This is a genomic window from Nocardioides sp. LS1, assembly GCF_003865225.1.
Lineage (GTDB): Bacteria > Actinomycetota > Actinomycetes > Propionibacteriales > Nocardioidaceae > Nocardioides > Nocardioides ginsengisegetis.
Genome location: NZ_BIFF01000001.1, coordinates 268,636 through 290,036 on the forward strand (window position 1 = coordinate 268,636; position 21,401 = coordinate 290,036).

The following is a 21,401-nucleotide window of genomic DNA, read 5'->3' on the forward strand; positions in this document are numbered from 1 at the left end:
GATGTTGTGTCGGCGTGTTGCGGTCGCCCTCAGTCGACCCGGACGAACGGCGGGATCCGGTAGGCGCCGTCCAGCGCCGCCTTCTCGGGCAGGTAGAGCCGCAGGATCAGGTGGAAGTCACCGGCCGGCGCGGGCAGCCAGTTGGCCCGGGCCTTCGCGCTGCGCGGCTTCGCGTGCTGCACGAAGATCGTCAGCGAGCCGTCCGCGTTGCGGCGCAGTCCCCGGTCGCGGTCGCCGACGGAGTAGCGGTCGATCTGGTTGTCGTAGAGGAAGTTGTCCTGGCGGTACATCGTCAGCGACCAGAACGCGCGGACCGGCGGCAGCTGCCCCTGCGGGAACGTGATCGTGTAGCGATGACCGCCGTTCAGCGCGCGCCCGTGGCCGTCGGTGTAGCTCGTGGGGTAGGTCGCGATCCGCGGCACGTTGGCGCCGAGCAGGTCGGTGGCGATGACCGCGCGCCCGAGGTACTGCCGGCCGAAGTCGCCGATCCACGGGTCGGTCATCACGCTCCACCCGCGGTTGCCCGCCGAGGTGGTGGCGCGGTAGCGGTCCGCAGCGCCCGCGATGAGTCGTACGGCGGCCCGGGTGCCCGCACGGACCGCGCGGTTCTGCGGGGTGTCCTCCCCGGAGCCCGGCGGGTCGCCCACCGCGTTGGCCGAGTCGGCGGCCAGCACGGCCCCCGGCGTGGTGTCGGGCTGCTGGACCCCGGCCGGGGCCAGCGCGTCGAGGACGCAGCGCTGCGAGGACGGGGGCGGGTCGATCGTCGTCTCCTGGTTGAGCGCGGCGACGAAGTCGGTGCCCTGCGGGGTCGCGGGCTTCGGGGGCCGGGGAGGAGGGTTGTCGAAGACGACGGACTTGCCGCGTGCGCCCTGCCGCCAGGCCTCCAGCGGGGTGGCGGTGTACTTCTCGAGCAGCGGCTTGACCCGCTGCATGTCGGCGGCGTCGTCGACCAGCGTCCGGCCCAGCAGCCACATCGTGTTGGTCGGGCTGTGCACCAGGTGCACCCCCTCCGGCACGTCACCGGTCCAGCCGGGCGGCACGAAGAGGTAGGAGCCGGCCTCCGTGCCGGTGGCACCCGACCCCACGTAGGTGAACGAGTTCGTCCAGGCGTCCATGAACTGGAACGTGTAGAAGCGACCGTCCGTGTCGGGCACGTCGATGACGAGCGGCCCCTGGGTCAGGCTCAGCCAGCCCACCGTGTAGGCCGTGTCGACGTTGGGGGAGACCACGCTGCGGGTCTCCGGCGTGCTCAGTGACGCGACGCTGACCAGCGTGTTGCGGAAGCGGAACTGGCGGACCGTGTCGTGCAGGTCGACCAGCGGCAGACCGTAGACGTAGCCGGCCTCGGCCGCGGCGAAGGTGCGGGCAGCCGCGAGCCGTTGCGTCGCCGAGGTGCCGGCCAGGTGGTCGGCGTACGCCCAGGCGTCGCGCTGGACCCGTGGCTCGAGACCGGTGAGGCCGGGAGCCGAGGCGCCGTACACGCAGTCGGGCAGCAGGTCGGGACGTGTCGCCCCGGCGGCGAGGGCGCCGGGCTGGCCGGCCACCACGGCCGAGGCCAGCGTCGAGGCCAGTGATGCGGTGAGCACCACGAGGGCGGCGCCCAGGCGGGTGCGGACGTGGCGGGGGCGTCGGTCTGCGGAGGTCATGTCCGGCCCAACGGGCAATTCCCTACCAAGTTACTAGGGATTGGGCGAGAGGTGGGTCACCCCGTTACCCCTGGTCGGGGTCCGTGCCACCCTCGCCGGTGATCTCGTCGGGGCAGGCCGTGCCGCGGTGCAGCTGGTAGGGCGCGGCGATCCGGTAGGTCCCGGCGTGCGGGGCGTAGAGCACGGTCCAGTCGTCGGGCGTCTGGCCCTCGACGGCGACCGGCTGCACCTCGTGGCTGAGGCACCCCTCGACGTTGACCGGCGCCGCGTCGGGGGAGTCGGGGTCGGGCGTCGGGGGCGCGATCGGGTCGCCCGCGGCGTCGAGCAGGCTCAGCCACGGCGACGCGGGGATGCGGACGAGCACCCGACCCGGCGTCGGCATGTTGAGCACCAGCTCGGTGGCGTCGAAGCTGGTCACCACGGCCGGCGCGTCGGCCAGCGGTCGCGGCGCCTCGACCTCGAAGAGGGTCCAGTTGGCGTCGGACCAGACGGCGTGGAGGTAGCCGAGCCCCCCGGCCACGAGGTCGTTCTCGGCCCGGGCCGCCCCGTCCGGCGTGCTCTTGGACAGCACGACGTAGCTGACCGCCCAGCGGTCGAGCCAGGCGCGGTACGACGCCGGCGTGAGCAGGCCGTCGTCGTAGAAGATCGGGTTGCGCTCGGCATCGGCCTGGCGGTTCCAGCCGCGCGCCAGGTTGACGTAGGGCGCCAGCGCCGACGCCTCACGGTGGCTCTTGGCGGGGACGACCTCGACCCGCGCCTGGTTGGCTCCACGGGCCTGGAGCTGGTGGACCAACGGCCGCAGGTCGACGGTCCAGGCGGCATCGGGGCGGCCGCCGACGACGTCGCGTGCGGCCGTGGCGACCTGCCAGATCGAGGCCGTCAGGATCGCGAGGACCAGGGCGACGGCCGCGCGTCGGTTGCCCACCGGCCCCCAGCCGTGGCCGAGCGGCCCGGCCGAGGCGGCGCGGGCGGCGATGGCCACCAGCACGACGCCGCCGAACAGCAGCCCGAGCCGGGTGACGTTGGTGCCGACCTGGGAGGGGATCACCCAGGCGGCGAGCACGCCGGCGACGTAGAGGACGGCCCCGACCCGGATGGACCGCCACGTGCGCGGCGCGAGCACGACGACGGCGACCGCCGTCACGACGGGCAGGATCACCGACGCGAGGGGCATCGGCTGGTGGCCCGAGAAGGGGAAGAGCCAGGCCGAGAGTGCCACGACGACGACCGGAGGCAGGCCCACGGCGTAGGCGGCGGTGCGCCGCCGCTGCAGCCAGAGCGCCGCCGCGATCACGCCGAGGAAGAGGCCGGCCACGGGGCTCGAGGCGGTGGCGGCGGCGGAGAACACCGCGGCCAGGACGGCTCGCGGCCACCGGTGCCGCCGCTCGGTGGAGCGCCAGTGGGTGGGCCAGGCGTAGATCACCGAGATCGCCGCCAGCGCGAACATCGTGCCGAGGCCGAAGGTCACGCGTCCCGACACCGCGTTGCCGGCGAGCGCGAGGGCGCCGTAGAGCGCGGGCCAGAGCGGCTTGTCGAGCGCCTTGCTGCGGGTCAGCACGAGGGCGAGCAGCCCGGCCGAGACCGTGCCGGCGAGCATCATCGTCGTGCGCACGCCCAGGGCGCCCATGACGTAGGGCGCCAGGATGCTGTAGTTGACCGGGTGCATGCCGCCGTACCACGCGAGGTTGTAGGCACTTCCGGGGTGCGCCCGGGCGAACTCCGCCCAGGCGTCCTGGGCGGCGATGTCGCCGCCGCTGGAGGCGAGCAGCCACCACCAGAGCACGTGCAGGAGGGCGGCGAAGGCGGTGGCGACGGCGACCGGGTGGCGCGACAGGTCGCCCGCCGTGAGCCGCGCCGGGCGACGCGGCACGGCCGGCTGCTCGACCCTCACGCGGTCGGTCACGCTCACGGTGCACCCCTTTGTCCACTCCATGCTGTCACCCGGAGGGGCCCAACACCCACTGCACGCGTTGATAGCATCCATCCGCCGGGCCACAACGGCCGTGCGGAGGGAACACGAGGACGCGAACATGGAGCTCACGGCGCCGCCGCCGGTCACGCGCAGACGGACCCCGACGGGCGTGCCCGCCGACGCGGGGCGCGGTCGCTGGCTGATCGGGGTCGGTGCCGTCGTCGTGGTCTTCGCGCTGGTCACGGCCTACTGGTCGCACCACGTCGGCGTCCCGGTCCGCGACCCCGGCGGCACGATGTTCCTGCGCCGGCTCCCGAGCGCGGTCGTGCTCTTCGGGCTGCTCGCCGTCGCCGACGCAGCCCTGCGCGCGCCCGCCGGCCAGCGCTTCCGCGACACCCTGGCCACCCTGCGTGCGCGGTGGCCGCGCGAGCGGCTGGTGGTCGCGCTCGGTGGCCTCGTCGCCTACCACGTGGTCTACCTCTGCTACCGCAACATGAAGAGCTGGAACGCCTTCCGCGACCTCAAGGACACCGAGCTCCTGCGGCTGGACCGGGCCCTCTTCGGCGGGCACGACCCGGGCGCGCTGCTGCACAGCGTGCTGGGCCAGCACTGGGCGGCGTACGCCCTGATGTTCTTCTACAAGGCCTTCACCTACCTTGTGCCGCTCAGCGTGGTCGCGTCGCTGGTCTTCCTCGACCGGCTCCGCGACGGCTACGTCTTCCTCGTCGCGGCCATGTGGGTGTGGATCCTCGGCGTCGCGTCCTACTACGTCGCGCCGTCGCTGGGCCCCTACGTCTCCGACGCGCCCGACTTCGCCGGCCTCCCGCACACGGCGATCACCTCCACGCAGGCGGAGTACCTCACCGAGCGCGCCCACATGCTGGCCAACCCTCAGGCGTCGGACGCGTTCGTCAGTCTCGGCGCGTTCGCCAGCCTGCACGTCGCCTTCACGTGCCTGGTCTTCCTCATGGTGCGGCACTACGGCTTCGCGCGGCTCACGCGGGTGATGGGCGTCTACCTCGTGCTGGTCATGGTCGCCACGGTCTACCTCGGGTGGCACTACTTCGTCGACGACGTTGCCGGGCTGGTGATCGCCGCGACGGCGGTCGGGCTGGGCCGGCTGATGGTCTACCCCACCGGCCGTCCCGACTGAGGGCCCGACCGAAGGGTCAGACGCCCGCGGCGGTGACGATCGCGTCGGTGAGGAAGCCGGCGACCAGGCCCAGGAGCAGGCCGTAGGCCAGCAGGTCGCTGCGCTTGGACCGGGCGGCGACGCCGATCAGCTGGGTGATCACGTAGATCAGCGATCCGGCGGCCAGGGTCAGGAACGCGACGCTGACCGGCTCGTTGGTGAAGCCGTGCCCGATCAAGGTGCCGATGAAGGTCGGGCCGCCGCCGATCGCGCCGAGCGCGAGCAGGAAGCCCCAGCTGGGGCGGCGCGTGGTGCCGTCGTGGTCGACGTCGGCGGCGAGCGGCGCGACGATGCCGAAGCCCTCCGTGGCGTTGTGGAGGCCGAAGCCGATCACCAGCATCACGGCGAGGCCGATCTCGCCGGACGCCGCGGACTGGCCGATGGCCAGGCCCTCGGCGAAGTTGTGCAGGCCGATGCCGACCGCGATCAGCAGGGACAGGCGGCGCGCGGCCGACCACGAGGCGATGCCGCGCGGCGGGCTCACCTCGCCCAGCGACATGGCGCCGGGACCTTCGTGGCGGGGCGCGCCGGCCGGCGTGGCCCGGACCTGGCGGGCCATCCACGACTCGTAGAACACCAGCGACACGAGGCCGACGGCGAGGCCACCGACGAACAGGGCGCCGTAGCCGATGGCGGAGGCCAGGCCGCCGTCGCCCTCGTGGAACGAGCCCAGGGCGACGTCGATCGGCTCCCAGGCGGCGGAGAGCACGTCCCAGACGAGGAAGAGCAGGACGCCCACGGCGGCCGCGTTGAGCAGCAGTCGCAGCGAGGGTGCGGGCTTGCGGAGACGACCCACGGGCAGGCCGAGGAGGATGGTCACGCCGGCGAGGAAGCCGAGCAGCAGCGTCGAGGAAAGGCTCACGGCAGTTAGTTTAGGCTCGCCTAACCTCACATGCCAAGGTGGGGCCGGTCACTCCGGGCGGGTGATCGCCGACGCCGGCAGCCAGCGCTCGACGGTCGCCCAGCCCTGGCCGTCGAGCCACAGCACCGAGACCACCCGGCCCTCCCAAGCCCGCTCGCCCTGTCGCCACTCGACGAGCAGGGAGGGTGCTCCGTCCACGAGGCAGTGCCGCGCGGGCGACGGTGGTGTCGTCGGTGGTGTCGCGGGGGAGGGCCCGTGGATGCGGTCGTGGAGGGACCCGTGACCGCTGCTGCCGTACCCACCTCGCATGCGGTGAGGGTGTCAGGCTCCACCGACATCGGGCACCCCACCGGAGTTGCCGGCGTGGGACATTGGGGACATGGATCTCGCGGTCGACCTGAGCGCGCGAGGTGACCGGGCGACGGCCATCTACCGGGCCCTGCTCGACGCGATCCGGAGCGGCCGCCTGGGCGCCGGCGACCGGCTGCCGCCGACCCGTACGCTCGCGCGCGACCTCGGCGTCTCCCGCAACACCGTCGCGGCGGCCTACGAGTCGCTCGTGGCCGAGGGCTTCCTCTCCTCCCACGTCGGCGACGGCACCTACGTGACCGCCCTGGCGGCGGCGGTCCCGAGCAGCCCCAAGGGTGCGGCGCTCGCCCCGCGACGCGGGTGGACCTTCACGCCGTACGCCGTCAGCGGGCAGGCCCCCCGGCCCCCGCACGACTTCCGGGTCGGCATCCCCGACGCCTCGCTCTTCCCCTTCGACACCTGGCGCAAGCTGGTCGCCGCCGAGCTGCGGGCCGGCGCCCACCACCCCGGCACCTACGCCGAGCCCGCGGGGCACCCCGCGCTCCGGGCCGCCATCGGCCGCTACCTCGCGATCTCGCGCGGCGTCGCGGCCGACCCGGAGGACGTCCTGGTCACCCACGGCACCCAGCAGGCGCTGGACCTCGTCGCCCGGGTGCTCGTCGAGCCCGGCGACGTGGTCGCGGTCGAGGACCCCGGCTACCCGTTCGCCCGGGACCTGTTCGCCTCCCACGGTGCGCGCGTCGTGCCCGTGCCCGTCGACGCGCACGGCCTGGTCGTCGACGAGCTCCCCGGGCGGGCGCGCCTGGTGTTCACCACGCCGTCCCACCAGTTCCCCCTGGGCTCACCGCTCGCCCAGGAGCGGAGGCAGGCGCTGCTGGAGTTCGCGGCCCGGCACCGCACCGCGGTCGTCGAGGACGACTACGACAGCGAGTTCCGCTTCACCGAGCGGCCGATGGAGACGCTGCACGCCCTGGACCAGTCGGGGCACGTCATCTACGTGGGCACGTTCTCCAAGTCGCTGGTCCCGGCCCTGAGGGCGGGCTACCTCGTCGCCCCACCGACCCTGCGGGAGGCGCTGCGCGGTGCCCGTCAGCTCGCGGACGGCTACGGCTCGCTGCCCGAGCAGGCCGCCCTCGCACGATTCATCTCCGACGGCATGCTGGCCCGACACCTCCGCCGGGCCCGGGCGGTGTACGCCGAGCGCCGCGACCTCGTCCTCGAGGGGCTGGCCACGCACCTCGCCGACCACCTCGAGGTGGTCCCCTCCGCAGCGGGCCTGCACGTCGCCGCGCTGTTCCGCGACCCGACCGTCGACGACGTCGCGCTCGTCGCCGACGCGGCGGCACAGGGCGTCGCGGTCGAGGCGCTCTCGGCCTACGGGCACGACGGGTGTGGCCCCTCCGGGCTGGTGCTGGGCTACGGCGCGGCCGAGACGCGGACGGTCACCCCGGGGCTGCTGGCGCTGGCTAGGCTGCTGCGCGCCCGCTGAGCCCATCCGTCGACGCCACTCGTGAGGACGCCGCCGTGTTCGACCTGATCCTGCACGCCATCCCGGTCTTCGTGGTCTGCCTGGTCCTCGAGGCGTTGTCGTTCCACTTCCTGCCCGACGACGACGGCATCGGCTACGAACGTCGCGACTCCCTGACCAGCCTGTCGATGGGGCTGGGCAACGTGGTGGTCAACGCGGGGTGGAAGCTCGTCGTGCTGGCGGCGTACGCCGCGACGTACCTCCTCGCACCCGTCCACCTGCCCGCCGACAACCCGCTCACCTGGGTGGCGCTGTTCCTGGCCGACGACCTCGCCTACTACTGGTACCACCGCACCCACCACACGATCCGCGTCTTCTGGGCCAGCCACGTGGTGCACCACTCGAGCGAGTTCTACAACCTCTCCACGGCCCTGCGTCAGCCGTGGACGCCCTTCTCCTCGGTGGTCTTCTGGCTGCCGCTGGCGCTGGCCGGCTTCGCGCCCTGGATGATCCTGCTCCAGCAGTCGGTCAGCCTGCTCTACCAGTTCTTCCTGCACACCGAGCGTGTGCACCGGTTGTGGGCACCGCTCGAGCTGGTGCTCAACACCCCGTCGCACCACCGGGTCCACCACGGCTCGCAGGCGGCCTACCTGGATCGCAACTACGGCGGCATCCTGATCGTCTGGGACCGGGTCTTCGGCACCTTCGAGCCCGAGGACGAGCGCGTCGTCTACGGCCTCACCACCAACATCCGCACGTTCAACCCGGCCCGGGTGGCCTTCCACGAGTTCGCCGCCATCGCTCGCGACGTCCGTCGCGCGACGCGGTGGCGGGACCGGTGGGGCTACGTCGTCAGGCACCCGGGATGGTCGCCGGCGGAGTCATCACGCGACCTCGTGTCCTGAGCGTCCACGCCAGCGCGCCCAGCGAGATCAGGGCGGCCGCGAGGAGGTGGGTCCCGGTGAGGGCGAGCAGCCCGAGCGTGGAGACGAACGACACCACCGCGCCGCGCCACACCCAGGTGCCCCGCGGGAGCAGCCGGATCGCGGCGGCGGTGCCGACGACGTAGACCAGCGTGAACGCGCCGGTGACGAGGAGCAGCGAGGACTCCAGCGGGATGCCGGTGGCGGCCACCACGAGCAGGCAGCCCAGGGAGTAGCCGGTCACCACCATCAGGGAGCGGCGCGGGACCTCGCCGGCGAGCGAGCCTCGGGCGAACCACACCGGCAGGGCGCCGTCGCGGCCCAGGGCCGCGCCGAGACGCGCACCGCCGGCGAAGTAGGCGTTCATCGCGCCCACCGACAGCAGGACGGCGACGAGGGTCGTGACCGGGCGGGCGACCTCCCCGAAGCCGAGGACGAGCAGGTCCGACAGCGGGGCCTTGCTGGCACCGTCGCCGAGGACGGCCACGGTCGCGAAGGCGATCCCGAGGTACATCACCGCGACGACCGTGACGGCGACGCCGGTGGCTCGCGTGATGTCCCGCGCGGGGTCGCGGTAGTCCGCGGACAGCGACGTCACGGCCTCCCAGCCGGCGAACGCCCACACGAGCAGGGCCGCCGCCGACCCGACGGCCAGCCAGCCGTGCGGGGCGAACGGCGTCAGGTGGGCGAGCCTGGCGTGGGGGAGCGAGACGGCGGTGGCCACGAGCAGGAGTGCGCCCAGCACGGCGGCGATCGCGAGCTGGGCACGTCCCGACACGCGCACGCCGTACCAGTTCATGGCGGCGACGACCACGATGAGCAGGCCGGCCGTGAGCAGCTGGGTGTGGCGGCCGCCCCCGACGGTGTCCGCCACGTAGGCGCCGGCGAAGCCGGCCGCGGGCGGGGCCCCGATCGGGATCGCGAAGTAGAAGCACCAGCCGACCACCGTCGCGGCCCGGGTGCCGAAGGCGCGCCGGGCGTAGGTCGAGACCCCGCCGCCGTCGGGGTGCCGGGCGCCGAGCGCGGCGAACGTGGCGGCCAGCGGGACGGAGAGGACCACGAGGGCGAGCCACGCCAGGAGCGAGGCCGGGCCGGCCGCACGCGCGGCCAGGGCCGGCAGGGAGATGACGCCGGTGCCGAGCACCGCGCCGACGGTGAGGGCCGCGCCCTGCGGCACGTTGAGCCCGGCAGGGGGAGCCTGGGTGATCGTCACCGGGCAAACGTACGGCGCCCGATCGGCACTCTTGAAGTGCCAATCGGGCGCCGGTTCGTTGAGCCAATGCCTCCGGCGGGTCAGCGCTTGAAGGCGGCGACCTTCAGCGTGAACTGCTTGTTGTTGTCGACCGGCTTGCCCTGGCAGGAGTAGGCCGTGCGGTGCCAGCACTGGAAGCGGGTCGAGGCGTTGGCCATCGTGACCGTCACGCTCCGCACCCCGCTGCTGCTGAACGGGACCTTGACCTTGCCGTAGCCGCCGCGGGTCAGGTGGACCGACTTCTTGATGGTCCCGCTCTTCTTCTTGATGATCACGACGATCCCCGGCGAGCTCTTGTGACCGGGCGCGTCGATCGTGATCCGGGCCATCCAGCGCGGGCCGGACAGGCTCGCGTCGGGCTTGAGGAGCGCGTTGGCCGAGGCCATGTGGTCGACCGTGAAGGCGTGGTGGCGGGTGCGGCTGTCCTTCGACAGCTTCCAGCGCTGGGCGATGACCGCGTGCGGCCAGGCCTTGCCCTCGGGGTAGGTGCGCGCCGGCACGGTGTTGCCGGCCGCATAGCTGCGGAACACCTTCGGGAAGCCGCCGTGGCTGCCCAGGACCGAGCGGATCGCCTTGGTGGAGTAGAGGTCGGGAGCACCCTTGAAGGCGCCGGCGCGGTTCCAGATCGTGCGGACCACGCCGTTGCCGTAGTGGGTCGAGAGGTACTCGAAGAACGGCCAGTTGCCGTACTGGTTGAAGCCGTCCTGGTTGAAGAAGTCCAGCTGCGAGCCGGCGAGCTTGACCTGGCCGTAGGGGAGGTACTGGCGGTTGTCGTTGACGTCGTCGGCGAAGCGCTCCTCCATCCAGGTGGCGGTCGCCTCCATGAACCAGGAGTCCTCGCCGTAGTCGTAGGCGAACTGGACCGCGTGGAAGAACTCGTGGGCGGCGGTCACCTTGAGGCTGTTGATCGGCGGGGCGCCGAACTGGCTCTGCGAGAAGTCGTTGTCGAGGACGCAGAAGCCGGAGGCCAGCCACTTGGTGCCGGGCTTGCGCTTCTCGGGCGCGCAGTAGCCGTAGAGCGACTTGGCGCCGACGTCCTTGAGGTAGACGTCGAACTTGCTGTTGCCGCCACGGGTGCCGTCCTGGACGGGGGCGCGGTAGCCCATCTTCGTGACGTGGTGGTGCCAGACCTTGTTCATGATGGCGAGGGTCTTGGTGACCCAGGCCTGGCTCGGCGGCGCGTCACTGGTGGTCGCCACCCAGTGGATGCAGAAGTTGCCCTGACACTTGCGCTTGGCCGGCACGGTGTAGCCGTCGCCGTAGGGGTCACCGGCCCCGTCGGTGGGGCGTGCCAGCACCGCGTGCGCCTGCTTCTGCTGCGAGGCATCGAGGTCGGGCAGTGCGGCGAACAGGTCGCGCATCGCCAGCGTCCCCTCGGGACGCTTGCCGGCGCTCGCGCCGGCGGTGCCGGCGAGGACGGCGTGGGCCGTCGTCAGCGCCCGGGTCGCCTGTTGCTCCGCCAGCACACGGGCCGACGGCGCGGCCGGCGCACCGGGCGTCGGCTTCCCGTCGGTGGCGGACGACGTGGTTGCCGGCAGCACGGTCAGAGCCGTGGCCATGGCCACCACGGCGGCGGCGATCGAACGGCGCATGTGTTTCCCCCTGAGTTCCGAGTCGTCGGGGCGACACCCGACGGCGCCGCTGGGATCCAGACTTCCCGGATCGTCGTTCACCCTAAACCGCTGCAGGGACAGGGGTTTCCGCGCCTCCCGCCCCAGTCAGCTGGTGGCGGAGATCTTCTCGATCAGCGCGGTCGTCGAGATCGCGGGTGTGCGGGTCAGGTAGACGACCTCGCAGATGTCGCCGAACTCGTCGAAGCGGCCCTTCCAGTCGTCGCCCATGACGAGCACGTCGGCGGCGTACTTCTGGATGTAGTCGCGCTTGAGCTCCAGGCTCTCCTCGACGAAGACCTCGTCGACGGCCTTGAGGGCGGCCACGATGGCGAGCCGCTCGCCCTGGCTGAAGACCGGCTCGCGGCCCTTCTTGCGCAGGTTGAGCTCGTCGGCCGAGACGCCGACGACGAGCCGGTCGCCCAGGGCGGCGGCACGCTCGATCACCCGGAGGTGGCCGACGTGGAAGACGTCGAACGTGCCGAAGGTGATGACGGTGCGCGACATGCGGCAGATTCTGGCACGTCACCCGCTGTTCACCCGAGCCCGCGCCCACCACCCGCCGACCACGCATGCGCGAGGATGGCCGCGATGAGCACCCAGACGGCACCCACGAGCACCACCCCCCTGATCACGCCCGCACCGGAGGCCGACGAGGCGCGTCGACGAGGCCTGCGCCGGATGCGCACGCTCGCGGTCTCGCTGCTCGGCTTCGCCGCGGTCGTGTACGTCGCCACCCTCGGGCAGGACGGCTTCCTGGGCTACGTGAACTCCGGGGCCGAGGCATCGATGGTCGGTGCGATCGCCGACTGGTTCGCGGTCACGGCCCTGTTCAAGCACCCGCTCGGGCTGCCGATCCCGCACACCGCGCTGATCCCTCGGCGCAAGGACGAGCTCGGCCGCGGCCTGCAGGACTTCGTGGGGGAGAACTTCCTCCAGGAGGCGATCATCCGCGACCGGATCGCCGCCGCCACGATCGCCCGCCGGCTCGGGACCTGGCTGGAGGACCCCGCCAACGCCCGCCGCGTGGTCGACGAGGTCTCCGACGTGGCCTCGATCGCGCTCGGCAAGGTGCGCGACGAGCACATCGCCGACCTGGTCACCGAGGCGCTGGTGCCGCGCTTCCGCGAGGAGCCCATCGCGCCGCTGCTGGGCGGCCTGCTGACCGAGATCGTCCGCGACGACCTGCACCACGGGGTCGTCGACCTCGCGCTGGCCGAGCTGCACGACTGGCTGATCGAGAACCCCGACACCGTCGCCGACGTGCTGGGGGAGCGGGCCCCGTGGTGGACGCCGCCCCGCCTCAACGAGGTCGTCACCTCGCGCATCCACGTCGAGCTGCTCCGGTGGGTCTCCGACATCCGCGACGACCCGCACCACCGCGCCCGGCACGCGCTGGACACCTACGTCCACCAGCTGGCCCACGACCTGCTCCACGACCCCGAGACTCAGGGCCGCGCCGAGGCGCTCAAGGACCGACTGCTCGAGCACCCGAGCGTGATCGCGTCCGCGATCTCGCTCTGGAACGCGCTGCGCCGGGCCCTCCAGGGCTCGCTCACCGACCCGGAGGGCGCCGTACGCCGCCGGCTGCTCACCGAGGTCTGCCGCTTCGCCGAGCGGCTCGGCGCCGAGCCGGAGCTGCGCGCCCGCCTCGACGGCCTGGCCGCCGACGCCGCGGTGTTCGCCGTCGAGCGCTACGGCAAGGAGCTGACCGCGGTCATCACGCACACGATCGAGCGGTGGGACGGCAAGGAGGCCGCGCAGCGCATCGAGCTGCACGTGGGTCGCGACCTGCAGTTCATCCGGATCAACGGCACCATCGTCGGCGGCCTGGTGGGCGTGGTGATCCACGCCGTCAGCGTGGTGATTCACTGATGCCCGTGAGCGAACCCCTGGATGCCATGGACGTGCCGATCCGCGACGAGTCGATCCGGCTGGGGCAGTTCCTCAAGCTGGCCAACCTCGTGGAGAGCGGGGCCGAGGCCAAGCCGGTCATCCAGGACGGCGCGGTCCAGGTCAACGGCGAGGTCGAGACCCGCCGCGGCCGCCAGCTGGTGGTGGGTGACGTGGTCACCCTGGGCGGGCAGTCGGCCCGCGTCTCCGACGAGGACGCGGGGGACGACCTGCCCTGGTGAGGCCCCGGGTCAGCTGACGCCGAGGAGGTCCACGACGAAGATCAGGGTCTCGCCGGGCTTGATGACGCCACCGGCGCCGCGGTCGCCGTAGCCCAGGTGCGGCGGGATCACGAGCTGGCGGCGGCCGCCGACCTTCATGCCCTGCACGCCCTGGTCCCAGCCCGAGATGACCTGGCCGATGCCGAGGCGGAACTGCAGCGGGGTGCCGCGGTTGTACGACGCGTCGAACTCCTCGCCGGTGGAGTGGGCCACGCCCACGTAGTGCACCGAGACGGTCTGTCCGGCGCTGGCCTCGGCGCCGTCGCCCTCGGTGATGTCGGTGACCACCAGGTCGGTCGGCGGCTCGGGGTCGAAGAAGTCGATCTCAGGCTTGTCCATGACCCTCACCCTAACGAGCCGGTGCGGCGCGATTCGACCGCGGTACGCCGCCCGCGGGTGCCACCATGGGCCGGTGACCACTCACCGCGCCGGCCGGGCGCCCCTGGACATGGGGCTCGTGGTCGGGCTCGGCGCCCTTGCAGTGACGGTCGCGGTGTCCTTCCTCTCCGGGATCCAGCTCGCGGCCGGGTTCGGCGGGACGGCGATCGTCGCCAGTCTCCTGACCACGGTCCGGCGGACCGGGCTCGTCGCGGTCCTGGCCCTCGTCGCGGCCTTCGTGAGCGGGTTCCGCTTCGACACGTTCGGGACGCTGGACTGGAGCCTGCGGTGCGGGGTCACCCTGCTCACCGGAGGCGTGGCCGTCCAGGCCGCCGTGGTTCGCGACCGTCGCGAGTCCCGGCTCCAGCGGATGACGATCATCGCCGAGACCGCCCAGCGGGCGGTGCTCCGGGCGATGCCGACCGCGATCGGCTCGGTGGGCCTGGCCGCGCGCTACGTCTCGGCCTCCGCCGAGGCCCTGGTCGGGGGTGACCTCTACGAGGTCGCGGCCACCCCGTTCGGGGTCCGCGTGATCGTGGGCGACGTGCGCGGCAAGGGCCTGGAGGCCGTGCAGACGGCGGCGGCGGTCCTCGGTGCCTTCCGGGCCGCGGCGTTCACCGAGCCCGATCCGGCCGCGCTGGCCCGTTCCATCGACGTGACCCTGGCGCGGATGGTGGGCGACGAGGAGTTCGTGACCGCCATCGTGGGGGAGTTCCACGGGGACATGGTGAGCCTGGCCAACTGCGGCCACCACCCGCCGCTGCTGGTGCTGCCCGAGCCCACCACCACCGTCAGCACCGTCGACACCGGGGAGCCGACGCTGCCGCTGGGGCTCGGCTCCGAGCCGGAGCTGTCGCACCACGCCTGGCCGGTGGGGGCCCGGATCCTCTTCTACACCGACGGCCTCGTCGAGGCGCGCGACAAGCGCGGGACGTTCTTCCCGCTCGACGACTTCTCGGCCGAGCTGGCCGAGGGCACCGTCGAGGAGGCGCTGGACCGCCTGGTGGAGCACCTGCTCGACTTCGGTGGCCGGGTCATGGGTGACGACCTGGCCCTCGTCCTCGCCGAGAGCGAGCCGCGCGACTAGCCCTGCTCAGCTCTGGTGCACGTAGTGGTCGAGCTGGTCGCGCTCGAACTCGAGCTGGTCGATGCGGTGCTTGACGACGTCGCCGATCGAGATGATCCCGACCAGGCGGTCGCCGCTGACGACGGGCACGTGGCGGATCCGGCGCTCGGTCATGATCTTCATCAGGTCGTCGACGTGGGTGGTCTCGTCGCAGGTCTCGACGTCCGCGGTCATGATCGTCGCGACCGTGTCGTTGAGGACGGTGCCGTTCTGGTGGAGCTGGCGGACCACGTCGCGCTCGCTGACGATCCCCTGGACGGTGGTGCCGTCGGTGCTGACGATCAGGGCGCCCACGTTGTGCTCGGCCAGCAGGGCGATGAGCTCGCGCACCCCCGCCTCCGGAGTGATCGTGACGACGTCCTGGGAGGACTTGGCCTTGAGTACGTCCGCGATGCGCATGGCTGCACCTTTCGAGGGTCCGATCGTTCCACCTTCGAAGTTACCCGCGTCCCGGCGGCTCCGTACAGATACACGCGGGTCCGATGGGATCCGCTGTGATCAGTCCTCGTCGGTCCGCGGCCGGCGGGCCCGCAGCTCGCTGACCGAGCCCGGTCCGCTGCGCCGCCAGTCGGGGTCGTCGGTGTCGTCGGGCATCGAGCCGAGGAAGGACAGCGCCGCCTCGTGCAGGTGCCCGTTGGTGGCCAGCGCGTTGCCGCCGAAGGGCCCGTCGGTGCCCTGCAGCGAGGTGAACCGGCCGCCGGCCTCGCGCACGATCACGTCGAGCGCGGCCATGTCGTAGACCTCGAGCTCGGGCTCGGCGGCGATGTCCACCGCGCCCTCGGCGAGCAGCATGTAGGACCAGAAGTCGCCGTAGGCGCGGGTGCGCCAGCAGCGCCGGGTCAGGGACAGGAAGTCGTCGAGGCGGCCACGCTCGTCCCAGCCGTGCAGGGAGGCGTAGGACAGCGACGCGTCTTCGAGGCGGCGTACGTCGCTCACCTGGCAGCGGGTCGCCTTGAGCAGGGACCGGCCGGTCCAGGCTCCGTTGCCCCGGGACGCCCACCAGCGGCGCTGCAGCTGCGGCGCGGAGACCACGCCGAGGACGACCTCGTCGTCGACGACCAGCGAGATGAGCGTCGCCCACACCGGGACGCCGCGGACGAAGTTCTTGGTGCCGTCGATCGGGTCGACCACCCAGCGGCGCTGGCTGTTGCCGGTCGTGCCCTGCTCCTCGCCGGTCACGGCGTCGCGGGAGCGGACCCGCGACAGCGTGCGCCGGATGCTCTCCTCGACGGCCTGGTCGGCGTCGGTGACCGGCGTCAGGTCGGGCTTGCTCATCACGTGCAGGTCGAGCGCCTTGAAGCGGTCGGTGGTGATGGAGTCGGCGTCGTCGGCCAGGACGTGCGCGAGGCGCAGGTCGTCGGTGAAGTCGGTGGCACCCGGGGTCGGCATGGGCACAGGCTATGCCCCGGGTTCTGCGTTAACGTTCAACCATGGAGATCGCCGGTCTTCCGCTGCACCCCCTCGTGGTGCACGCGGCTGTGGTGTTCGGTCCGCTGGGCGCCCTCGCCGCGCTCGCCTACGTCGTGCTGCCGGGTCGGCGCGACCAGCTGCGCTGGCCGATGCTGGTGCTTGCCGTGGTGGCGACGGGCGCGGTCGTGGCCGCCTACGTCACGGGCCTGAGCTTCTACAACAGCAGGCCCGACCTGCATCAGCTGCCCAGCCTCCAGACGCACAAGACCCGCGCCACCGTGCTGTTCTACGTCACCCTGCCGTTCGGCGTCCTCGCCATCGTGACGGGCTGGCTGCACGCGCGCACGGGCGCCCTGCGCCTGTTGCTCCACGGCCTGCTCCTCGTCGCCGCCGGCACCGTGCTGGTCCTCGTCGTGCTCACCGGTGACGCGGGAGCGCGCTCGGTCTGGGGCAAGTAGGCCTCAGTACGCCGGCTCGCTCCGCGCGGCGAGCAGCCGCCGGAACGACGCGACCCGCTCGGGGTCGGCGTGCCCGGCCTCGACCGCGTCGTCGAGCCCGCACTCGGGCTCGTCGGTGCCGTGCGTGCAGCCGCGGGGGCACTCCTCGGTCATCTCGTCGAGGTCGGGGAAGGCCCCGATCAGGTCCTCGGGCTGCACGTGCGCCAGGCCGAAGGACCGGATGCCGGGGGTGTCGATGATCCAGCCGTCCGGGCTCGAGGTCGGGCCCGGCAGGGCGAGCATGAACGCCGACGTCGACGTGTGCCGGCCACGACCGGTCACGGCGTTGACGATGCCGACGTCGCGGTGCGCGGTGGGCACGAGTGCGTTCACCAGCGTCGACTTGCCGACGCCGCTGGACCCCACGAGCACGCTGGTGCGGCCCCGGAGCTGCTCGCGCACCTCGGACAGGTCGCCGCCGCGTCGGGTGACGACCCACGGCACGCCCAGGGAGCGGTAGGTCGAGAGCAGGGTCTCTGGATCGGCCAGGTCGGACTTGGTCAGGCACAGCAGCGGCTGCATGCCCGCGACGTACGCCGCCACCAGCGCCCGGTCGATCAGCCGCGGCTGGGGATCCGGGTCGGCCAGGGCGGTCACGACGACCAGCTGCTCGGCGTTGGAGACGATCACCCGCTCGACCGGGTCGTCGTCGTCCGCCGTACGCCGCAGGGTGGTCGTGCGGGGAGTGACCTCGACGATCCGCGCCAGGGAGCCCTCGGCGCCCGACGTGTCGCCCACGACCCGGACCCGGTCCCCGACGACCACGCCCTTGCGGCCCAGAGGCCGGGCCTTCATGGCCATCACGGTGGTGCCCTCGATCAGCAGGGTGAAGCGGCCGCGGTCGACGGTGACGACCACGCCGTCGACGGCGTCGTCGTAGGTCGGCCGGTCCTTGGTGCGCGGCCGGGTGTGGCGCCGCGGACGCTCGTAGTGCTCGTGGTCGTGCTCCGAGTAGCGACCGCTCACGCCGCGTGCCCCGCTCTCACAGCAGGCCCGACCAGAAGGCCGCGAAGTCGGGGAACGTCTTGGCCGTGGTGGCGACGTTCTCGACCAGGACACCGTCGATCGCGGCACCGACGATGACTCCGGCGTGGGCCATCCGGTGGTCGGCGTAGGTGTGGAAGACGCCGCCGTGCAGGGCCGCCGGCCGGATCTCCAGGCCGTCGGGGTGCTCGGTGACGTCGGAGCCCAGGGCACCGAGCTCGGTGGCCAGGGCCGCGAGCCGGTCGGTCTCGTGCCCGCGGATGTGCGCGATCCCGCGCAGGTGCGAGGGGGAGCCGGCCAGCGCGCAGAGGGCGGCCACCGCGGGGGCGAGCTCGCCGACGTCGTGCAGGTCCACGTCGATGCCCTCGAGCGTGCCGGTGCCGGTGACCCGCAGGCCCTCGGCGACGCGGGCCACGTCGCAGCCCATCCGCGCCAGGATCTCGCGGAGCGCGTCGCCGGCCTGGGTGGTCTCCTGCGGCCAGTCGCGCACCGTCACCGAGCCACCGGAGACGGCGGCCAGGGCCAGGAACGGCGCGGCGTTGGACAGGTCGGGCTCGATGAGGTGGTCCACGGCGCGGATCGGGCCGGGCGCCACCGTCCAGCGGTTGGCGTCGGAGTCGTCGACCTCGACGCCGTGCTCGCGCAGCATCGCGACGGTCATGTCGATGTGGGGGAGGGACGGGACCGGCTTGCCGTCGTGGCGTACGTCGACCCCGCGGTCGTAGCGCGCCCCCGCCAGCAGCAGTGCCGAGATGAACTGCGAGGACGCCGACGCGTCGACCACGACCGTGCCGCCGGGCATCGCGCCCGTGCCGTGCACGGTGAAGGGCAGGGCACCGCGGTCCTCGTCCTCGACGGCCACGCCGAGGTGGCGCAAGGCCCCGAGGACCTCGCCGATGGGGCGGGTGCGCATGTGGGGGTCGCCGTCGAAGGCCACCGAACCGGTGCTGAGCCCGGCGACCGGCGGCACGAAGCGCATCACCGTGCCGGCCAGCCCGCAGTCGACCTTGACGTCGCCGCCGAACGGACCGGGCGTGACGGCCCAGTCCGGCCCGGACGTGTCGACGTGTGACCCCAGCGCGGTCAGTGCCGCGGCCATCAGGGTGGTGTCACGCGAGCGCAGGGCCCGGCGGACGACCGAGGGACCCTCGGCGAGGGCGGCCAGCACGAGTGCGCGGTTGGTGAGCGACTTGCTGCCGGGCAGGGAGACGACGGCGTCGACGGGTGCGGAGGCACGCGGCGCGGGCCAGGGGTCGGCAGGGGCGGTCGTCACCCCCGCACCCTATCGACGCGGGATGAACCGTGAGGTTCAGTGCACCTGTGCGGCCACCAGCTTCGCCTCACGGCGTGCGGTGGCGGCGAGGTGCTTCGCCTCGCGGCGTGCGTCCTTGGCGGCCCGACGGGTGCGCCACGCGACGCCCGGCTTCCCCTCGGTGTCGACGCCGGCGAGGATCAGGCCGCCGACCATGGAGAGGTTCTTGAAGAAGTGCAGCTCCTGGGCCTTGCGGGCGGCCTTGTCCTTCTCCTTCCAGAAGGGGTGGCCCGCGAACGTGGTCGGGGCCAGCGACGCCAGCAGGACGGTCGAGGCGGTCCGCGGGGCCTTGCCGGTGGCGAGCGCGGCGGCGGCGCCGAGCTGGATCGCGGCGTTGATCCGGACCAGCGTCACCGGGTCTTCCGGGATCGGCAGCTGGGGCACGGCCTTGTGGGCGAGCGGCACGATCTTCTCGGTGACCGGGGCGGCCTTGGGGCCGAGAGCCTGGGCGTTCTTGAGGGCGCTCACCGCGCCGACGAAGAAGGCGGAGGCGAGGAGCGGGCGTGCGATCAGTCGCGTGACGGTCATGCCCCCTTCCTACACGATGCGCCGGAAGGCCTGCTCGCCTCAGCGGGTGAGGACGACCGTCGCGGTGTTGTCCGACGGGTCGCTCTCGACGGCGTCCCCGTCGGGCACGACCGTGAACGTGAGCGTCACCGACGACAGCCGCATCGGCACGACGTGGAACTTGTACGACGTCGACCCGGGCGTCACCGCGCACGTGGCCTCGCCGAGCTCGAGCGGCGAGCACCCGTGGTCCAGCACCAGCGTGACGGCCGCGCCGTCCGAGGTGAGCCGCAGGGTGGCGGTGTGGTCGGACGGCAGGCCCGCCACGTCGACGTCCACGTGGAAGGCGGCGCCGCCCGACTTCACCGATGCCTGCACCGACAGGTCCATCGACGGCGGACCCGGATCGCTGGGCGGCGGGCTCGTCGGCGGGCTGGTGGGTGGCGACGAGGGCGGCGACGAGGGCGGGTGCGACGGGGGAGAGGAGGGCGGGTGCGACGGCGGGTTGGACGGCTGGCCCGACGGACCTCCCGACGGACCTCCCGACGGACCTCCCGAAGGACCGCCCGACGGCCCGCCCGACGGTGGGGTCGACGGCGGGGTCATGGGCGGGACGCCCGGCACGGTGCCCGGTGGCACGCCGGGCGTGGGGAGGGTGACCGGGGGCAGGACGGGCACGCCGCCCACGACCCCGACGGGCGACCTGCTCGCCGAGCCGGACGGCCCGCCCGACTGCCCACCCGGCCTCCCGGCCGGGCCCCCGGTGCTCGTGGACGCGCCGGGGCTGGCCGCGGTCCCGCCGCCGGCCTGCAGGCTCGCCGGTCCGGTGCTGTGCTGCAGCGTCATGAAGGCGGCACCCCCGATGACGACGGTCGCGGCCACGCCGGCCACCGCGGTCACGGCGCTGTTGCCGGCCACGGTGTCGCGGACCCGGCCGAGCAGCACCGCCACCGCGCCCTTCGCGGCCACGGTGCCGGCCGAGCCGACGTACGCCGCTGCGGCACCGCCGAGGACCAGCGGGCCGAGGATGCCGGCGAGGTTGGAGTTGACCTCGGTGAGCTCGAGGTAGATCGCCATGCACCGACGGCAGTCCTCGAGGTGGCCCTCGACCTTGGTGGCGTCGCGGCGCGAGACGCCGCCGCGGATGTAGGCGCCGAGGTGCTCGTGGGTCCAGGTGCAGGTGCCGTCCTCGGTCTCCTGGACGTGCATCGACAAGAAGGCCTGCCGCAGGCCCTCGCGGGCCCGGTAGGCGAGCGCGGAGACGGAGTTGGGGCTCATGCCGAGCAGGAGGGCGATCTCCGCCGGCTTCGAGCCCTCGACCTCGGTGTGCCACAGCACGGTCTGCCACCGCTCGGGCAGCGACGCGAAGGCCTTGGCCGCGGTGGCGTTCTCGAAGCCCTCCACCGCCGTGTCGCGGAAGGGCACGCCCGGGTCGAAGGGCGTCAGGTCGTCGGTGCTGTGCAGCCGGGAGGTGGCCCTGATCCGGTCGACGTGCAGGCGGCGTACGGCGGTGAGCAGGTAGGCGCGGAACGCGAGGTCGGGCCCGCCGCCGCGCTGCAGGACGCCGAGCACCTTGGCGAAGGCGTCGGAGACGAGGTCGTCGACCTCGCCGGCGCTGACGATCTGCCGGGCCAGTCGGCGCGCCGCCTCGACGTGGCGGGACCACAGCAGCCCGTAGGCGTCGACGTCGCCCCCGCGGACGGCCGAGATCAGCTCGGCGTCCCCGGGCTCGTCGAGCAACGGGAGCAGGTGGCTCATGCAGGTCCAACGGTCGAGTCGGCGAAAGATCACGCCTGCGGGATCACCTCTCTGTCCTACCACTGGTCCAGACCTTCACCA

Annotated in this window: 21 protein-coding genes; 7 read left to right on the top strand and 14 right to left on the bottom strand. The window is 72.9% G+C overall.

Annotated elements, in window-relative coordinates; all coding sequences use genetic code 11:
- Positions 1–29 precede the first annotated feature (29 nt).
- Positions 30–1,646: a DUF1254 domain-containing protein gene (locus EJF31_RS01285; protein ID WP_125035294.1), complete on the bottom strand. Its 1,617-nt coding sequence runs from the start codon at positions 1,644–1,646 to the stop codon at positions 30–32.
- 64 nt (positions 1,647–1,710) lie between these two features.
- Complete coding sequence (locus EJF31_RS01290; protein ID WP_221767417.1) at positions 1,711–3,555, bottom strand: MFS transporter; 1,845 nt, start codon at positions 3,553–3,555, stop codon at positions 1,711–1,713.
- A gap of 121 nt (positions 3,556–3,676) precedes the next feature.
- On the opposite strand from EJF31_RS01290, the gene EJF31_RS01295 reads away from it, so the two are divergent.
- Positions 3,677–4,711: a phosphatase PAP2 family protein gene (locus EJF31_RS01295; RefSeq protein WP_185736101.1), complete on the top strand. Its 1,035-nt coding sequence runs from the start codon at positions 3,677–3,679 to the stop codon at positions 4,709–4,711.
- Between the two features lie 16 nt (positions 4,712–4,727).
- Here the strand turns inward: EJF31_RS01295 and EJF31_RS01300 are convergent, their stop codons facing one another.
- Positions 4,728–5,612, bottom strand: a complete 885-nt coding sequence (locus EJF31_RS01300; protein WP_125035296.1) for a ZIP family metal transporter — start codon at positions 5,610–5,612, stop codon at positions 4,728–4,730.
- A gap of 48 nt (positions 5,613–5,660) precedes the next feature.
- On the bottom strand, positions 5,661–5,810 hold the full coding sequence (locus tag EJF31_RS21710) for a hypothetical protein (RefSeq protein ID WP_185736102.1): 150 nt from the start codon (positions 5,808–5,810) through the stop codon (positions 5,661–5,663).
- Between the two features lie 181 nt (positions 5,811–5,991).
- Here EJF31_RS21710 and EJF31_RS01305 point away from each other — a divergent pair, with 181 nt between their 5' ends.
- Positions 5,992–7,410, top strand: a complete 1,419-nt coding sequence (locus EJF31_RS01305; RefSeq protein WP_125035297.1) for a PLP-dependent aminotransferase family protein — start codon at positions 5,992–5,994, stop codon at positions 7,408–7,410.
- Between the two features lie 35 nt (positions 7,411–7,445).
- A complete protein-coding gene (locus EJF31_RS01310; protein ID WP_125035298.1) occupies positions 7,446–8,294 on the top strand; it encodes a sterol desaturase family protein in 849 nt (282 codons plus the stop codon).
- Here EJF31_RS01310 and EJF31_RS01315 read toward each other — a convergent pair.
- From EJF31_RS01315 to EJF31_RS01325, 3 genes are all read right to left on the bottom strand, one after another.
- Complete coding sequence (locus tag EJF31_RS01315; RefSeq protein ID WP_125035299.1) at positions 8,242–9,525, bottom strand: APC family permease; 1,284 nt, start codon at positions 9,523–9,525, stop codon at positions 8,242–8,244. The genes EJF31_RS01310 and EJF31_RS01315 overlap by 53 nt on opposite strands.
- Positions 9,526–9,605: 80 nt before the next feature.
- Positions 9,606–11,156 carry an MXAN_6640 family putative metalloprotease gene (locus tag EJF31_RS01320; RefSeq protein WP_125035300.1) on the bottom strand — a complete coding sequence of 517 codons (1,551 nt, stop codon included), beginning with the start codon at positions 11,154–11,156 and terminating at the stop codon, positions 9,606–9,608.
- A 126-nt stretch (positions 11,157–11,282) separates the two neighbouring features.
- Positions 11,283–11,681, bottom strand: a complete 399-nt coding sequence (locus EJF31_RS01325) for an adenylyltransferase/cytidyltransferase family protein (protein WP_125035301.1) — start codon at positions 11,679–11,681, stop codon at positions 11,283–11,285.
- Between the two features lie 84 nt (positions 11,682–11,765).
- Here EJF31_RS01325 and EJF31_RS01330 point away from each other — a divergent pair, with 84 nt between their 5' ends.
- Positions 11,766–13,049, top strand: a complete 1,284-nt coding sequence (locus EJF31_RS01330) for a DUF445 domain-containing protein (protein WP_125035302.1) — start codon at positions 11,766–11,768, stop codon at positions 13,047–13,049.
- The gene (locus EJF31_RS01335; RefSeq protein WP_125035303.1) at positions 13,049–13,309 is read left to right on the top strand and encodes an RNA-binding S4 domain-containing protein; all 261 of its coding nucleotides are present in this window, start codon (positions 13,049–13,051) and stop codon (positions 13,307–13,309) included. Before EJF31_RS01330 ends, EJF31_RS01335 begins: the two co-directional genes overlap by 1 nt.
- A gap of 9 nt (positions 13,310–13,318) precedes the next feature.
- Here the strand turns inward: EJF31_RS01335 and EJF31_RS01340 are convergent, their stop codons facing one another.
- Positions 13,319–13,687: an FKBP-type peptidyl-prolyl cis-trans isomerase gene (locus EJF31_RS01340; protein WP_125035304.1), complete on the bottom strand. Its 369-nt coding sequence runs from the start codon at positions 13,685–13,687 to the stop codon at positions 13,319–13,321.
- A 73-nt stretch (positions 13,688–13,760) separates the two neighbouring features.
- On the opposite strand from EJF31_RS01340, the gene EJF31_RS01345 reads away from it, so the two are divergent.
- Entirely contained in the window at positions 13,761–14,813 is a 1,053-nt protein-coding gene (locus tag EJF31_RS01345) for a PP2C family protein-serine/threonine phosphatase (RefSeq protein ID WP_185736103.1), read from the top strand.
- 6 nt (positions 14,814–14,819) lie between these two features.
- On the opposite strand, the gene EJF31_RS01350 is transcribed toward EJF31_RS01345, so the two are convergent.
- Both EJF31_RS01350 and hisN read right to left on the bottom strand, forming a co-directional pair.
- On the bottom strand, positions 14,820–15,251 hold the full coding sequence (locus EJF31_RS01350) for a CBS domain-containing protein (protein ID WP_125035306.1): 432 nt from the start codon (positions 15,249–15,251) through the stop codon (positions 14,820–14,822).
- A 99-nt stretch (positions 15,252–15,350) separates the two neighbouring features.
- The gene (gene hisN / locus EJF31_RS01355; RefSeq protein WP_125035307.1) at positions 15,351–16,241 is read right to left on the bottom strand and encodes a histidinol-phosphatase; all 891 of its coding nucleotides are present in this window, start codon (positions 16,239–16,241) and stop codon (positions 15,351–15,353) included.
- A 41-nt stretch (positions 16,242–16,282) separates the two neighbouring features.
- Here hisN and EJF31_RS01360 point away from each other — a divergent pair, with 41 nt between their 5' ends.
- A complete protein-coding gene (locus EJF31_RS01360; protein WP_125035308.1) occupies positions 16,283–16,720 on the top strand; it encodes a DUF2231 domain-containing protein in 438 nt (145 codons plus the stop codon).
- 3 nt (positions 16,721–16,723) lie between these two features.
- Here the strand turns inward: EJF31_RS01360 and rsgA are convergent, their stop codons facing one another.
- The 4 genes from rsgA to EJF31_RS22455 are packed head-to-tail and all read right to left on the bottom strand — an operon-like array spanning position 16,724 to position 21,320.
- On the bottom strand, positions 16,724–17,725 hold the full coding sequence (gene rsgA, locus EJF31_RS01365; RefSeq protein WP_125035309.1) for a ribosome small subunit-dependent GTPase A: 1,002 nt from the start codon (positions 17,723–17,725) through the stop codon (positions 16,724–16,726).
- Between the two features lie 16 nt (positions 17,726–17,741).
- Positions 17,742–19,016 (bottom strand): 3-phosphoshikimate 1-carboxyvinyltransferase, encoded by a 1,275-nt coding sequence (gene aroA / locus EJF31_RS01370; RefSeq protein ID WP_125035310.1) that lies wholly within the window; start codon positions 19,014–19,016, stop codon positions 17,742–17,744.
- A gap of 36 nt (positions 19,017–19,052) precedes the next feature.
- Positions 19,053–19,583 (bottom strand): DoxX family membrane protein, encoded by a 531-nt coding sequence (locus tag EJF31_RS01375; protein ID WP_125035311.1) that lies wholly within the window; start codon positions 19,581–19,583, stop codon positions 19,053–19,055.
- A gap of 39 nt (positions 19,584–19,622) precedes the next feature.
- Positions 19,623–21,320 carry a sigma-70 family RNA polymerase sigma factor gene (locus EJF31_RS22455; protein WP_125035312.1) on the bottom strand — a complete coding sequence of 566 codons (1,698 nt, stop codon included), beginning with the start codon at positions 21,318–21,320 and terminating at the stop codon, positions 19,623–19,625.
- Positions 21,321–21,401 lie beyond the last annotated feature (81 nt).

Coding starts and splice junctions, on each gene's coding strand:
- hisN (WP_125035307.1), bottom strand. CDS start 16,241: ATGCCGACCCCGGGTGCCACCGACTTCACCGACGACCTGCGCCTCGCG.
- EJF31_RS22455 (WP_125035312.1), bottom strand. CDS start 21,320: ATGAGCCACCTGCTCCCGTTGCTCGACGAGCCCGGGGACGCCGAGCTG.
- EJF31_RS01285 (WP_125035294.1), bottom strand. CDS start 1,646: ATGACCTCCGCAGACCGACGCCCCCGCCACGTCCGCACCCGCCTGGGC.
- EJF31_RS01325 (WP_125035301.1), bottom strand. CDS start 11,681: ATGTCGCGCACCGTCATCACCTTCGGCACGTTCGACGTCTTCCACGTC.
- EJF31_RS01360 (WP_125035308.1), top strand. CDS start 16,283: ATGGAGATCGCCGGTCTTCCGCTGCACCCCCTCGTGGTGCACGCGGCT.
- EJF31_RS01340 (WP_125035304.1), bottom strand. CDS start 13,687: ATGGACAAGCCTGAGATCGACTTCTTCGACCCCGAGCCGCCGACCGAC.
- EJF31_RS01375 (WP_125035311.1), bottom strand. CDS start 19,583: ATGACCGTCACGCGACTGATCGCACGCCCGCTCCTCGCCTCCGCCTTC.
- EJF31_RS01320 (WP_125035300.1), bottom strand. CDS start 11,156: ATGCGCCGTTCGATCGCCGCCGCCGTGGTGGCCATGGCCACGGCTCTG.
- EJF31_RS01305 (WP_125035297.1), top strand. CDS start 5,992: ATGGATCTCGCGGTCGACCTGAGCGCGCGAGGTGACCGGGCGACGGCC.
- EJF31_RS01295 (WP_185736101.1), top strand. CDS start 3,677: ATGGAGCTCACGGCGCCGCCGCCGGTCACGCGCAGACGGACCCCGACG.
- EJF31_RS01330 (WP_125035302.1), top strand. CDS start 11,766: ATGAGCACCCAGACGGCACCCACGAGCACCACCCCCCTGATCACGCCC.
- EJF31_RS01350 (WP_125035306.1), bottom strand. CDS start 15,251: ATGCGCATCGCGGACGTACTCAAGGCCAAGTCCTCCCAGGACGTCGTC.
- EJF31_RS01335 (WP_125035303.1), top strand. CDS start 13,049: ATGCCCGTGAGCGAACCCCTGGATGCCATGGACGTGCCGATCCGCGAC.